The organism is Pedobacter sp. BMA, from assembly GCF_001027745.1.
Lineage (GTDB): Bacteria > Bacteroidota > Bacteroidia > Sphingobacteriales > Sphingobacteriaceae > Pedobacter.
Map to the genome: position 1 here is coordinate 896853 of NZ_LECU01000006.1, position 14150 is coordinate 911002.

General features: G+C 38.7%; 13 protein-coding genes. 7 read left to right on the forward strand and 6 right to left on the reverse strand.

Features of this window, described 5'->3' with window-relative positions; translation table 11 throughout:
• Positions 1-61 precede the first annotated feature (61 nt).
• Complete coding sequence (gene lipA, locus AB669_RS15950; protein WP_047800250.1) at positions 62-955, reverse strand: lipoyl synthase; 894 nt, start codon at positions 953-955, stop codon at positions 62-64.
• A 180-nt stretch (positions 956-1135) separates the two neighbouring features.
• Between lipA and cysS the strand changes: the two genes are divergently transcribed.
• The 3 genes from cysS (at position 1136) to AB669_RS15965 (ending at position 4718) form a co-directional block, all read left to right on the forward strand.
• Positions 1136-2596 carry a cysteine--tRNA ligase gene (cysS, locus tag AB669_RS15955; RefSeq protein WP_047800251.1) on the forward strand — a complete coding sequence of 487 codons (1461 nt, stop codon included), beginning with the start codon at positions 1136-1138 and terminating at the stop codon, positions 2594-2596.
• A gap of 146 nt (positions 2597-2742) precedes the next feature.
• A complete protein-coding gene (locus tag AB669_RS15960; protein WP_047800252.1) occupies positions 2743-3600 on the forward strand; it encodes a nuclear transport factor 2 family protein in 858 nt (285 codons plus the stop codon).
• A 230-nt stretch (positions 3601-3830) separates the two neighbouring features.
• The gene (locus AB669_RS15965) at positions 3831-4718 is read left to right on the forward strand and encodes a glycerophosphodiester phosphodiesterase family protein (RefSeq protein WP_047800253.1); all 888 of its coding nucleotides are present in this window, start codon (positions 3831-3833) and stop codon (positions 4716-4718) included.
• A 58-nt stretch (positions 4719-4776) separates the two neighbouring features.
• Here the strand turns inward: AB669_RS15965 and AB669_RS15970 are convergent, their stop codons facing one another.
• From AB669_RS15970 to AB669_RS15985, 4 genes are all read right to left on the reverse strand, one after another.
• The gene (locus AB669_RS15970) at positions 4777-4971 is read right to left on the reverse strand and encodes a hypothetical protein (RefSeq protein WP_047800254.1); all 195 of its coding nucleotides are present in this window, start codon (positions 4969-4971) and stop codon (positions 4777-4779) included.
• Positions 4972-5120: 149 nt separating this feature from the next.
• Positions 5121-6083 (reverse strand): MoxR family ATPase, encoded by a 963-nt coding sequence (locus tag AB669_RS15975; RefSeq protein ID WP_047800255.1) that lies wholly within the window; start codon positions 6081-6083, stop codon positions 5121-5123.
• Between the two features lie 5 nt (positions 6084-6088).
• Positions 6089-7453: a peptidylprolyl isomerase gene (locus AB669_RS15980; protein WP_047800256.1), complete on the reverse strand. Its 1365-nt coding sequence runs from the start codon at positions 7451-7453 to the stop codon at positions 6089-6091.
• Positions 7454-7494: 41 nt separating this feature from the next.
• Entirely contained in the window at positions 7495-8082 is a 588-nt protein-coding gene (locus AB669_RS15985; RefSeq protein WP_047800257.1) for a hypothetical protein, read from the reverse strand.
• A gap of 104 nt (positions 8083-8186) precedes the next feature.
• Here AB669_RS15985 and AB669_RS15990 point away from each other — a divergent pair, with 104 nt between their 5' ends.
• Positions 8187-8840 carry a hypothetical protein gene (locus tag AB669_RS15990; protein WP_047800258.1) on the forward strand — a complete coding sequence of 218 codons (654 nt, stop codon included), beginning with the start codon at positions 8187-8189 and terminating at the stop codon, positions 8838-8840.
• An 86-nt stretch (positions 8841-8926) separates the two neighbouring features.
• Positions 8927-9508, forward strand: coding sequence for a non-canonical purine NTP diphosphatase (locus AB669_RS15995; protein WP_047800259.1), 582 nt, complete (start codon positions 8927-8929; stop codon positions 9506-9508).
• A gap of 310 nt (positions 9509-9818) precedes the next feature.
• Here the strand turns inward: AB669_RS15995 and AB669_RS16000 are convergent, their stop codons facing one another.
• Complete coding sequence (locus tag AB669_RS16000; protein ID WP_082120698.1) at positions 9819-12146, reverse strand: OstA-like protein; 2328 nt, start codon at positions 12144-12146, stop codon at positions 9819-9821.
• Positions 12147-12211: 65 nt separating this feature from the next.
• On the opposite strand from AB669_RS16000, the gene tilS reads away from it, so the two are divergent.
• Positions 12212-13543 carry a tRNA lysidine(34) synthetase TilS gene (gene tilS, locus AB669_RS16005; protein WP_047800260.1) on the forward strand — a complete coding sequence of 444 codons (1332 nt, stop codon included), beginning with the start codon at positions 12212-12214 and terminating at the stop codon, positions 13541-13543.
• Positions 13544-14032: a hypothetical protein gene (locus tag AB669_RS16010; protein ID WP_047800261.1), complete on the forward strand. Its 489-nt coding sequence runs from the start codon at positions 13544-13546 to the stop codon at positions 14030-14032. It begins immediately after the preceding gene.
• Positions 14033-14150: the final 118 nt, after the last annotated feature.

Genomic DNA, 14150 nt, shown 5'->3' on the forward strand with positions numbered 1-14150 from the left:
AATGTTTTGTAAAACCATTCCTGCCGGGAATACGATTTCGGAAACAATTATTAATCAGGACTTATTTAATTCCTTCGATTGGGAACAAATGTTTCTCAGCATGATATGAAGATCGCACCAGCGGTCCGCTTTCAACATACTTTAGACCTTTTGCCAAACCCGCTTCTTTGTACATGGCAAAAGTGTCTGGATGAATCCAGTCGACTACCGGGTGGTGGTTACGGGTGGGTTGTAAATATTGTCCCAACGTAAGAATATGCACACCATTGGCTACTAAATCGTCCATGGCTTCGAAAATATCCTCTTTAGTTTCACCCAACCCAAGCATAATACCAGTTTTGGTTCTCAAACCAAATTCAGAGATTCTTTTTAAAGCTTCTAAGCTTCTATCATATTTAGCCTGGATACGTACCTGTCTGGTGAGGCGTTTAACAGTTTCCATATTGTGTGAAACTACTTCAGGACGTTCTTCCAGAACCCGGTATAAATTATCCCACTGACCTTTAAAATCAGGAATTAATGTTTCTAAGGTGGTAACAGGGCTCTCTCTGCGTATTGCCTGTAATGTTTCTGCCCAGATAATTGATCCGCCATCTTTTAGATCATCACGATCTACCGATGTAATTACGCAATGCTTAACGCCCATTAATTTCACAGAGTTGGCTATGCGGTTAGGTTCATCAACATCAACAGCTAATGGACGGCCCGTTGCAACAGCACAAAATGAGCAGCTACGTGTACAGATGTTTCCTAAAATCATGAAGGTTGCGGTACCTGCTCCCCAGCACTCACCCATATTCGGGCAGTTGCCACTCTCGCAGATGGTGTGAAGCTTATGCGTATCAACCAAACTGCGAACCTGTGCATATTCTTTTCCAACAGGCAATTTAACACGTAGCCAATCTGGTTTACGTTTAACTTCAGTTACAGCAGGTACTACCGGTAAATCAATCATAATGCAAAGTTAATGAATAGGATTGGAATGTTGTAATATTGAAATGTTTGAAGGTTGTAATAATATGGTTGATATTAAATCACACTCATTAATTGTTAGCGAAAAATCATAAGCTCAGGGATCATACACATTCCTCCATTAAATCATTTCATGTTTCTAACTTAATCTTACATTTGCAATATGAATACTGGCTTACAGCTTTATAATACGCTTTCACGTAAAAAAGAATTATTTCAACCGTTAAATGCTCCTAATGTAGGGATGTATGTTTGTGGTCCTACAGTTTATAGTGATGTGCACTTAGGTAACTGTCGCACATTTGTTTCTTTCGATTTAATATTCAGATACTTAAAGTACGCTGGTTTTAAGGTGCGTTATGTGCGCAATATTACCGACGCAGGCCACCTTGAGGGAGATAGGGATGAAGGAGATGATAAATTTGCGAAGCGTGCAAAGCTGGAACAGCTGGAACCTATGGAGATCGTGCAGAAGTATACACTGGGATTTCATGATGTATTGCGAATGTTTAACACCTTGCCTCCAAGCATCGAGCCAACGGCAACAGGACATATCATCGAGCAGATCGAAATGATCAAAATTATCATTGCAAATGGTTATGGTTATGAAATTGATGGTAACGTATATTTTGATGTAGAAAAATACAGTAAAGAATATAATTATACCATACTCACCAACCGAAACCTGGAAGACATGCTGAATAATACCCGCGAACTGGGTGGGCAGGATGAAAAAAGGGGCAGGCTGGATTTTGCTTTGTGGATTAAAGCAAAGCCAGAAACGTTAATGCAATGGCAATCGCCATGGGGCATGGGTTTTCCTGGCTGGCATATAGAATGTTCGGCAATGAGCGCTAAATACCTGGGCGATGAATTTGATATTCACGGAGGAGGAATGGATCTTGCTGCCACCCACCATACTAACGAAATTGCACAGTCTGAAGCATGCAGCCATAAACAGCCTGCACGTTACTGGATGCATACCAATATGCTCACGGTTAACGGTACACGTATGTCGAAATCGGCTGGAAATGGGTTTTTGCCATTAGAATTATTTACTGGCGATCACCCTCTGCTTAAAAAAGGCTATAGCCCGATGACCGTGAAATTTTTTATGTTGCAGGCACACTATAGAAGTACCCTGGATTTTTCTAATGATGCACTCGATGCTTCTGAAAAAGGTTATCGTCGCCTGATGTCGGCAGTAGGTCTGCTGGATAAAATCGTTACATCAGAACAGAATGATTTCGACATCGATGCATTGAAGGAAAACTGCATCAACGCAATGAACGATGATTTTAACAGCCCGATATTAATTGCTGAACTTTTTGAGGCGGTAAGGATAATCAATACCGTGTATGATGGAAAAGGGAAGATATCTGCGGAAGCGCTCGGAAAACTGAAAACATTGGTTCATGCATTTGTATTCGATATTTTGGCGCTTAAAGATGAAGATGCAGGAAGCAATGATTTAAGTGGCGTTTTGGATATGGTTATTAACTTGAGGACTGAAGCCAAAGCAAATAAAGACTACGCTACTTCAGATAAAATCCGGATTGGCTTGCAGGAATTGGGGATTCAGTTAAAGGACAGTAAAGAGGGAACAACCTGGAGCAAGGTCTAATTAATCGCAATCGGTTATCGTTATGTGGGCATAACTGTTCTGGAAACAATTTACATTACACGTTAAATGTGTAATTGTTAATTACTTTTAGGGCTATACATTTAATAAAATTTTATATTCGCCAAACATATTATCTACAATTTATAATGAAACACTTATTTTCTACAGCAATCGCCTCTTTGATAGCGCTCACTGCTTTTGCACAAAAAAACGATGGTACCACCAAATCCCTGGTTAATGCTGAGAAAGAATTTGCCAAATCGATTGCAAAAAACGGAGATAAGGAATCTTATATTGAATATTCCTCTGCGAACACACTGGTATTCAGACCTAATCCGGTTAATGCTAAAACGTTCTATTCCGCGCAGGAAAAAGGTGATAATGAAGTGAGCTGGACACCAAACCTGGCGAAGGTTTCACGTAGTGGAGATCTTGGATTTACAACCGGGCCATATGAATTGGGCAGTTCAGAAAAAAAATACGGACAGTATTTAACAATATGGAAATCTGAAAACGGTAAATGGAAGCTGGCAGTTGATTTAGGAACAACAAGCAACAAGCCTTTAGCCAAAGTAACCCCACAGTTTGTTGAACCAAAAGATCATGTTGCACCAAAGTTCATGAACGAAAGGGAAATCAAAGCTGGAAGAGAAATTATTCTAACGACTGAGAAAACTTTAAATACATTATTAAAAACCCACGGTATCGCGGCTTTTGGCGGTTTCTTAACTGATAATGCCCGTTTACTTTTCCCTGGGAACGAAGCTATAGAAGGAAAAGGGAAAATTGTATCCTTTTATAATGGCATGATCAGTAAAATCAATCTTAAAACTACAGGTGTTGATAAAGCAATAGGAAGTGATTTAGCTTATACTTATGGTGTAGCAACTGTAGACTATAAAGCTGATTTACGAGAAAGCTTTAATTATGTTTTTGTATACGAAAAAGCGGCAGATTCGAGCTGGAACTTAATTGTTCAGGCATTTGTACCTGCCGAAAGATAAATACAACCAATGTGAATTGAAAAAGGGCTTACTTGTAAAAGGAGCCCTTTTTTTGTGCGGGGTGTTTGTGTTCCTGGTTATAGGATAATGTGGTACAACAATTTGAATTGATCATCCCCTGATAGCGCGGCCTATGCAATGCCCGGAAATTATTTTTCAATTAACCAAAAACGAGCACTGTTTTTGCTATAAATGAAGATATTTTAGACCAACCAATTTTCTTCAAGTTTATGTATAAAAAATTACTTTTAGTTCCGGCCTTTGCCATGTTGTTTATTGCGGCCTCTGCACAAAAACAAAAATTTGATATTCAGGGAAAAGCAGGTGCAAGGGGGATCATGCCAGAGAATACGATAGAAGGAATGCTTAAAGCACTCGATCTGGGGGTGACAACTCTTGAGATGGATGCTGTTATTTCTAAAGATAAAATGGTTGTATTGTCACAAGAGCCATATTTCAATAACGAAATCTCACTACAACCCAATGGTAAACCGATCACACTAAAAGATCAAAAGAGCTTCAATATTTATAAAATGAATTATGAAGAGATTAAAAAGTTTGATGTAGGAAGTAAGGTACATAGCCGTTTTCCTGGTCAGATGAAGTTCAAGGCTTATAAACCTTTACTTTCAGAAACCATTGATGCAGTTGAAGCATATGTAAAAGAACATAAACTAAAAAAACCGGTTTATAGCATCGAAACCAAAACCATCAAAAATGGTGATCATGAATTTCAGCCCGAACCGGCAGAATTTGTTGATCTGGTTATGGATATTGTGAATGAAAAAAAGCTTGCCAAGCGTGTGATCATCGAATCGTTTGATATGCGTACGCTGCAGTATTTACATGAAAAATATCCTAAAGTTCAAACTTCGTTGCTTATTGATGAGAAAGAACCTTTTGAAGATTATATTGAGAAATTAGGGTTTAAGCCAACCATTTACAGTCCTTATTCTGTTCTGGTAGGCAAGGGCCTGGTTGGTCGCTGCCATGACATGGGAATTAAAATTATTCCATGGACGGTGAATACCGTTAAAGAAGTGAAGTACTTTATGAACCTTGGCGTTGATGGCATTATAACAGACTATCCCAACATTATGGGACAACTGAACAGATAAAAGAAAAGCGCTGAAATGGTTCAGCGCTTTTCTTTTATACCTACTAATTACAACTTGCCTAGTGGTGCGGCTCAGCGTGCTCTGAGTGGCTTGCCTCTGTTTTCTCATGACCACCTGCAGCACTTTCTTCGTGATGAAATATTGGTCGTGTGAAAGCTACAAGAAGAAGCAATACAATAATCCAGGCTGTTAATGGTAAAGCCCAAATGCCTTTTGTTTCCTGAGCCGGTGCGTGTGAATCGTGAGCTGACATATCGAATATTTTTAATTTATGCTTTTTAATTGAGTGGTAAAGATAATAACAAAATTAAAATAAAAAGATTAATTGGCCATTTGTATCAGGATATATGTTGCCTTGTAAGTTAAAAAATGATAGCTGCACTAACCCCCTTAGGGCTCTCTTTACAATAAGTTTTGTATAATTTTCTCAATCGATAACCCTTCCGCCTCGGCCCTGTAGTTGCGAACAATACGGTGACGTAAAATAGCTTCTGCAACAGCTTGTACATCTTCAATGTCCGGAGCATATTTCCCCGTCACTGCAGCATGGCATTTAGCACCGAGCACAAGGAATTGCGAAGCCCTTGGACCTGCACCCCAGCTGATGTATTTGTTGATTGCCTCAGTAGCGTATTCACTATTTGGACGTGTTTTCGCCACCAGCTTTACAGCATATTCCAATACATTATCTGTTACCGGAATATCTCGTATCAATTTCTGGAAAAACTGGATTTCATCAGCATGAATAATTTTTTCAAGCTGAACTGTTCTGTTGCTGGTTGTGTTGCGAACAATATTCAATTCATCTGCAAAAGCAGGATAGTTTAATTGAATGTTGAACATAAAACGATCCAGTTGTGCTTCAGGCAAAGGATAGGTTCCTTCCTGCTCAATCGGATTTTGTGTAGCCAGAACAAAAAATGGCTTCGGTAAAGAATGGGTTTGGCCAGCAGCAGTAACTGCTTTTTCCTGCATTGCTTCTAAAAGCGCCGCCTGAGTTTTAGGGGGTGTCCGGTTAATCTCATCAGCAAGGATGATATTAGAAAAGACAGGACCTTTAATGAATTTAAAATGCCTGTCTTCTCCAAGTATTTCTGCGCCAATAATATCACTTGGCATTAAGTCGGGGGTGAACTGAATTCTGTTAAAATCAAGATCCAGTACAGAAGCTACAGTTTGAACGAGTAGGGTTTTTGCTAATCCGGGTACACCAACCAGCAAACAATGTCCGTTGCTGAAAATGGCGATTAAAACAGATTTTATGATGTCATCCTGACCTATTACAACTTTGCCGATTTCGGCTTTTATTTTGTTGAAAGATTGATGAAGCGCATCAACAGCTTCTACTTCGTTTTTATACTGCATTAATTTTATTTTGCTTCTTTATTCTTCGTCCAGATTTTTAATTCATTGCAGGTATCAAACTCGTCGTCAATTTTAATATAAGTGCTTTCACGACGTTTTTCAAACCACTCGCTTAAGGTACGACTAATTTTGTCTTGTTGTGCAGCATCTCGGATTTTTGGAAAATCCTGCGCCATATTGGCTTTGTGTGGGGGTATCTTCGATTTCAGGTAAAGAATTCGGTAACCTTCTTTCCCGTCGGCACCTGTATATAAGTTTGGCTTGGATATGCCACCAATTTTCATCGTATCTATTACAAGGAATACAGAGGGATCCAGTTTATCAACCGGGATAAAAGTACTTCTTGATTGTACATCTTCAGCATTCAGCATCATTCCGCCATTGTACTTGGTTTCTTTATTATCAGAAAAAAGGTTTGCTGCCGCTGCGAAGCTGTATTTTTTGGCTACAATATTGTTGTAAATACTGTCAGCATGTTTTTGCAGGCGGGTTAAACTTTCTGGAGTAGTTTTAGGCATAATCAAAATATGTCTGACGTGAACCTGCTCTCCTCTGCGTTCCAGCACCTGTAAAAAGTGAAAACCGTATTCGGTTTCAAATACAGGAGATATCTCTCCGGCTTTTAGTTTGAAGGCCCATGCGGTAAATTCTTTTACCATGGTATTTCTGTCGATGAAACCATAATCACCGCCGTCAGCTGCAGATCCGGGATCCTCTGAGTATGTTTTGGCTAACACCCCCATATCTTCACCGCTTTTTACACGCAAACGGAGTGCTTCAATCTTATCGCGAAACCTTTGCTTTTCTTCCCGGCTTAATTGCGGTTTTAGAATTACTTCTCCAATTTCAACTTCAGTATTAAATTCAGGAATACTGTCACCAAGCGATTTAAAATATTTTTCAACCTCCATTGGGGTTACGTTGATATTTTCAGTAATTTTTTGTTGCATTTTTTGTGCAATCAACTCGTCTTTAACCGATGGCCTGATTTCATCTTTATACTGTAATACTGATTTGTTTAAGAATTGCTCTAAGCGCTCTTGTCCACCCGCACGTTGCATGCTATAACGCATACGTTTGTTTACCTCATCATCTACCTGATTATCCTCAACCATCACGGAATCAATTTCAGCCTGTTGCTTAAGCAATTTTTGCGTGAGTGTATTCTGTAAAATTTTACACTTAACATCTTCATTGGCAGGATTTCCCTGATAAAGATATTGGGTATACTGTTGGTTTAAATCTGAAAGCAGGATAATGTTATTTCCCACCACAGCAGCAACTTTATCGATATTATGCTTTTTTGTCTGAGCGTAGCTGCTTAAAAATAAGCAGATTAAAGCGGTTGCTACTAAAAAAACTTTCTTCATTCTAATTATATGTTATTCAAATTTTATACTCTATGCTGATATTATAATCGGGCTAGTTTCTTTAACTCGTTTTCGTTAATTTTTACCTGATATTTTTGTTTAAGTCCTTTAACCCAGTTTTCCTCAAGGCTTTGCTGATAATCATTGATTACTTCACCTCTCACCTCAGTCAAAGGTTTATTATAATACTGTTTATTTCTTTTATAAAAATCTTCAATTGCCTGCTCGCTTTCCTGTGCCTTATTCCAGATCTTTTGCTCTGATGCATTAAACATTAATACGCCTTCTCTATACTCATTTACCAGCAAATCGTGGTCCTTACTGTTAGAAGAAATTTTTTTATGGGAGGCAAGCGCTTCCTCATAAGTTTTAACTTCTTCCTGATAGGTATTGTTCTTATCAAGACCCATCTCCCTGGCATCCAAAACCTTTAGCTTAAAATTTATATAGAGGTTTAAGTAGGTTTGCAATTGATTTAAATCAGTGCTAAGACTTCCGTTATGACTCTTTTTGTAAGCCCACATAAATTCTTTAGCACTAACCGGTTTACCATTTATTACAGCAACATTCTGGGCAAATGAAATGCCTGAAACAAAGCTGAAAATAAATAAGCAAAAAGCTTTCCTCACGCAGAGCAGTCTATAAATTTTAATGGATAAAAGTAACAATTAGCGGTGCTATTATAAGATATTTAACTAATTTTAACAGAAAATATTATCGGGCAAAAATACGAATGGAAAACCAGCTTACCAACAATGCAAACGCTTTACGCTTATTTTTTACAGATGAGGTTTTTGTAGTGGAGGATAAAACGGTCAAAATCCCCCATTCTGCTATTACTGAGGCCGTTTTGCCTGATACAATTGTCGAACATAAAAAGCCTGATCCATCGCTTTCTACTCCCTTAACGGCTCAGATTCCTCCTGCTATACCTAAAGAAAAGTTAAAAAAATACACTTCAGAAGCAGAATCAATACCTATTGTCGCTGAACCAACAGCGTCTGTTGAATTCAAGTTCCTTGGAGGAAATAAGAAATCAGTGCTGATTCTGGTTAATGATAAAGACAACGATGTAAGTACGCCTGAAGGGCGCGAATTATTGCGGAAAATTGTTAAAGCAGTAGATCTCGCTACCCCTGATTTCGCTTTGGTAAATTATGCAAACTATATTGGGTCCGATTTCGATGCTTTGCAGCAGTTTTTCAAACCTGTTATCATGTTATCTTTTGGAGTAGAAATCAGTCATCTAAAATTAAAACTGACCTGGCAGAATGAAATTATTAATCATGCTAGTACCAAAATCATTTTTGCCCCAAACCTGCATCAACTTGATAGCGACATCTCTGCGAAAAAACTGCTTTGGGGAAATCTTCAGAAAATCAGATAAAACAGATATTCAAGCATAAGCTGACAGGTTTACCGGCGTGCTGCATAAGTTATCCTCGGATACGCAGATAAAACTCATACAACTTCATGAAAAAACTAGTTTTCGCAACGAATAATGAACATAAAACACAGGAGATTCGACAGGCTCTTGAAGGGCAATACGAAGTCTTAAACCTGCAGGATATTGGATGTACCGACGATATTCCTGAAACTGCTGATACTTTCGAAGGGAATGCCTCATTAAAAAGCCAGTATGTGGTAGCACATTTCAATCTCGATTGTTTCGCGGATGACAGTGGTTTGGAGGTAGAAGCTTTAAATAATGAACCAGGAGTTTATTCTGCTCGCTACAGCGGTAGCAGGGATAGTCTGGAGAATATAAATCTTGTACTCGAAAAACTTAAAAACCAGTCAAACCGGAAAGCCAGATTCAAGACGGTAATCTCACTGGTTCAGGATGGTGTTAACCATTTCTTTGAGGGAACGGTTGAAGGAACAATCAGAACTGAATTGTCTGGTTCTGCAGGTTTTGGATATGATCCTGTTTTTCAACCTGAGGGTTATGCCATTACTTTCGCAGAAATGAGTATGGCTGAAAAAAATCAAATCAGCCACCGGGCCATCGCATTGAAAAAGATGATCGATTTTTTAAATCATAATTCCCGATAACCACAGTCAGGAATATTCACTCGCTTACTTTTAATTGATTAATTTGAGTTTTTCAAAATAAGAGAAACGCCATACCTGTATATCCGGTAGTTTTCGGGCAGATTGGTAGTACCGTCGCGGATAACTCACTTGGGTTTTCCTTGCACTTTGCTTGCACATTCCTTGCACCTTGTTTGGGTATATGCAAGTAAAACCCAGTTGAAACCCATTTAAACCCCCTTTTTTCTGCATAAATGCCCTCAAACCCACCAGGAAGAGGGTTTTTGAAATATACTCGAGCATTATGTTCTACCTTAGGGGGCTGACCAGGTTATTTCTGCAAGGCGCCTGCCTTTCTAGCCGGGATGGAATCTGTTGTAAGTGAACGGGACTTTAGAGGTGCCTTTGTTGTATCTGCGGATTTACTTAATAAAGGCTTTTTATTCAATTGAGTACTATCGGCCACAGCTGGAACTTTTGTTTTGTTAAGCAGTAGTACAGGTTTTGCCGAAACGATTACTTTTGGTTTTACCGGTGCTTTGCCATTCTGTATTTTGGACTTTACTTTAGCTTTGCCTGCCGATCCGACTGCATCCTTTTTAGACTTTGGTCGTTCACTGGGTTTCCATGAAAAGCCTTTTAAGGTGAGGTCTTTTGCCACCTTCACTTCCGGATTTAATGCACCTTCGATACTTTTGATGTAAACAATATCCTCGATGTCGTTTTCATTATCTTTGAAGATAAACTTAATCCGACTGCTTACCGTCTGGTTCATCTCTTTATAAACCTTCGTACTGTCATCCTGGGTATAATAAATACTTTCTGCATTACCGTCAACATATAGGTTCTTGAATTTTCCGTCTTTAAAAAAGCCTGTCATCAGCCTGCCCTTAATCTGATTAAAACGAAGGGAGTCTTTAGGGGTATTAACTAAAAAGGCATTTCTAATGGCCTGTAGATTGTTTAATTTTTTGTTTTTAAATTGTACATAAATGGTATCTCCAATTTGCTGAGAGCCTTCCGACCAGATGATGGGGTTATTATACAACCGTAATGTAGAATCAGCGCTGGTGTAAAACAAACTATCTGTTTTTGCCTGAATGTTGGTTTTGAAAACCTTTACCCCATGGTAAGCCTTTATAACCCGCGCCTGAAGCGTATCTGCGGGAGTTAAAACCGCAGTGTCGGGTTTTTTTAGCGGGATCTTCGGGGTAACCTGTAACTTACCTTTATCTGTTTTGGATATCACCTTATCCAGCCCCTTACTTACGCTATCTAAATTTACTTTCGGCGCTTTCTTTACCACATCAACCACCAGACTGCCGGATTTTTTTTGTAGACTATCAACGTTCAATTTCGGAAGATTCTTAACTATAGAGTCGGCTTTGTCATTTAATATATTACTGTTCTTTAAGCTGTCAGGAGTTAAGCCGGTTAGCCTATTTGCCTCAGAATCTACCTTAACTTTAATCTCGTTTTTATCCTTGGGTAAATCCGGAGGCGTAATACCATCTTTGTCATCCTTTGGCTTGTTTTTGGCGTTTTTATTTTTTCCACCACGCTTATTGTTTTCTTCTTTCGGAGAAGTCATCTGTTTGAGTTCTGCTGCAGTGATTTTTTTCTCCTTCTCTCCGCCTGCATCCTCGTCATCATCGCCAATCTGATTATCGGCTTTGATGGAAATTTTAGGGATGAGTTTCAAAGACTTTTGCAAAACCATTTGTGTCTCCAGTGTATCAGCACCCATCCATAAACTATCAGGCTGCTTTTTGTTTTTTACGGTAACCGAATCTTCGGTTCCAATGCCCAGGTAAGCATTTTTGGTTACCAGTGTTCGTTGATCTGCTTTGTAATAGTAACCTAAATCACCAAACATTTTCATTTTATCCTTCGTATCAGAAAAAACAATATTTCTAACTGCCCGGCCGTATCCAACTTTACCATAGTAGTACAAACTATCGCCTTTCAGTGATCGGGTACCTTGGGTATATAGGTTCTTCTTGCCAAAATAAGCATCTTCTGTAGCCGTATTATAGGCGCCATTTTCAGTGTAAAGGTTATCATCTTTTCCTTTGATGTTAGTTGGCCCATAAAAATATGTCCATTTGGTTTGCGTATTATAACGCATTGTATCGGATTTAATGGTTACCTGGGGAGTAACGACTACAACATCATACCTGAAATAGGAGTCATTACTCGTGCTAAAATAATAGCCGTTCTTACTCGTAAGTGTAACCTCTTTGTTTACAATTTTGCCCCCAGTTGTATAGGTGCCTATTTTGCTCAATGTATTATAATCTAAAATATTAGTTGTTAAAATGGATGTGGGATCAATCATTTTAACATTCCCTGTTAAGTGGGCCTGTTTTTTATTACCATCATATTCCAGCTGATCGGAATAAATATCTGTTGTTAGCTGGTTAATATGAACATTCTGATAAGCCTCAAAATAGTTTCTCTTATTATAATATACCGCACTATCGCAAGTAAGGGTAGCATTATCCTGTTTAAAAACAGGGTTTCTAAGGCGCGTCAAATTATTTTTTATATCGCCATAAATTTTCGAATATGAAACAATCTCGATTTTTGAAGCTGTTTGCTGGCCGAATAAAAAAATTGGACTGGTTAGCAATACGATAAAGACAAATAGTTTATGCACCTTACAAAGTTAGTTTTTTGTTCCGAACGTTCGGAATACCAGTTAAAATTAAATATTTTTGATGAATGTTACCCGTACAGCAATTTCAGGATTTTATAGCACAGCATCAGCTGTTCGATAGGGATAACAAAGTTCTGTTGGCCGTTAGCGGAGGTAAGGACTCGGTATTAATGGTTCATTTATTCATGGCCCTGGGCGTTAATATTGGTATAGCGCATTGTAATTTCAATTTACGGGGAGATGAAGCACAGCGCGACGAAAGTTTTGTGAAATTACTAGCCGATACCCATCGTCTTCCGTTTCATATAACGCGTTTTGATACCAAAAAATATGCAGCGGAAAATAAAGTTTCCACTCAAATGGCCGCACGCGATTTGCGCTACCCCTGGTTTGAGGAAATCAGACAAGAGTATGGCTATAAGTATATTGCTTTAGCCCAACATCAGAACGACGCTGTCGAAACGGTGTTAATCAACCTCACCAGAGGAACTGGCATTAGTGGCCTGCATGGCATTATGCCAAAAAGAGACAGACTGATTCGTCCGCTGTTGTTTTTGAACCGTGAGCAGATTAATCATCTGGTTGATGAAAATCACCTTGATTTTGTTGAAGACAGCTCGAACCTAAGTACCAGTTATACCAGAAATAAACTGCGTTTACAGGTTATTCCGCATTTGAAAGAGATCAATCCAAATCTTGAAAAAACGTTTGCAGAAAACATTGCCCGTTTTGCCGAAATTGAGTTACTCCTGAAAAGGCAGGTCGAAGTATTAAGCGAAACATTATTACGAAAAAAAACAGACGGGGTTTATCTTTCCATAGCGGAGGTACAACAATTATTTCCCCGGAAATTATTAATCTTTGAATTGCTCAAGCCTTTTGGGTTTACCTCCGGAGTAATTGATGATGTGTTGAATAATCTGGACTCACCAAGCGGTATACATTTTTTTAGCCTTACTCATCAGTTAATGATTAACCGGGGTGATCTTGTAGTTGTAGAAAAAATAAAAGGTAATTTACCCAATCAGATTTTCCACCCTACAACATCCGAAATCATCTTCGGAAGGCAAAAAATTTCATTGGCACATACACAGGAAATTAAGTATGAGGTAAATGTTGACAAGGCATTTGTAGATGCTCAACAACTTATTTTTCCATTAGTGGTTAGAAACTGGCAAAACGGGGACAGATTTATTCCCCTGGGAATGCGAAACCTTAAAAAATTAAGCGATTATTTCATTGATGAGAAAGTGCCTGTACACATCAAGCGCACCTGCCCGATTCTGGTAAATGGTAATGGTGATATCATCTGGATTGCGGGTATGCGCCAGGATAATAGATATAAATTGTCTCAAGCAACCAAAAAAGTTGTTATATTCGAACTCAAAATTATTTAAGTGGAAAGCAGGTACGCCTATATCGAAAAACAATACATCGGCCGTGATTATGTCCGCATTTTCATCCGCTTGATTATGGCTGCATTCTGTTTTGCCGCATACGTGTATGAGCGCGACCGCGATAATACTCAAGACCTTTTCCTCGTTGTTGGTTTCGGTATCATCGGCGTTTCCATGCTGCTTTTGTTTCTGATTCAATATAAAATTATAGTGGATAATGGTAGTATGATCCTTGATGGGTTGTGGACAACCAAGCGGGTTAAAATAGACCTAAACAGTATCATTGATGTCAAAAAGGCCACCTATAGCCGATATTTTTTCAACAATCCAGTATACAATCTCCATACTAAAGGCACTATCCGTTTTTATTCTTCGGGTAAAGATGCCGTAGTACTTACTGATCGCGATGGCCTTGAATATTTCATCGGAACACAGCGACCAAATGAGCTTTTTCTTGTGATTAAGGAAGAGATGCGTAATTTGAAGTAGCTAACTGATTTACAATCCGGAATTTTATTCGATTGTTTATCTTCACGGTCTCTTTTACAGAATTCTTTCGCCTCTTTTTATTGCAATCCACCGACACATATTATACATTAAAATCGGC

Excerpts from the sequence above, each read along its gene's own strand:
- AB669_RS15970 (WP_047800254.1), bottom strand. The coding sequence starts at position 4,971 with ATGTCAGCTCACGATTCACACGCACCGGCTCAGGAAACAAAAGGCATT.
- lipA (WP_047800250.1), bottom strand. The coding sequence starts at position 955 with ATGATTGATTTACCGGTAGTACCTGCTGTAACTGAAGTTAAACGTAAA.
- tilS (WP_047800260.1), top strand. The coding sequence starts at position 12,212 with ATGTTACCCGTACAGCAATTTCAGGATTTTATAGCACAGCATCAGCTG.
- AB669_RS15965 (WP_047800253.1), top strand. The coding sequence starts at position 3,831 with ATGTATAAAAAATTACTTTTAGTTCCGGCCTTTGCCATGTTGTTTATT.
- AB669_RS15975 (WP_047800255.1), bottom strand. The coding sequence starts at position 6,083 with ATGCAGTATAAAAACGAAGTAGAAGCTGTTGATGCGCTTCATCAATCT.
- AB669_RS15995 (WP_047800259.1), top strand. The coding sequence starts at position 8,927 with ATGAAAAAACTAGTTTTCGCAACGAATAATGAACATAAAACACAGGAG.
- cysS (WP_047800251.1), top strand. The coding sequence starts at position 1,136 with ATGAATACTGGCTTACAGCTTTATAATACGCTTTCACGTAAAAAAGAA.
- AB669_RS15990 (WP_047800258.1), top strand. The coding sequence starts at position 8,187 with ATGGAAAACCAGCTTACCAACAATGCAAACGCTTTACGCTTATTTTTT.
- AB669_RS15980 (WP_047800256.1), bottom strand. The coding sequence starts at position 7,453 with ATGAAGAAAGTTTTTTTAGTAGCAACCGCTTTAATCTGCTTATTTTTA.
- AB669_RS15960 (WP_047800252.1), top strand. The coding sequence starts at position 2,743 with ATGAAACACTTATTTTCTACAGCAATCGCCTCTTTGATAGCGCTCACT.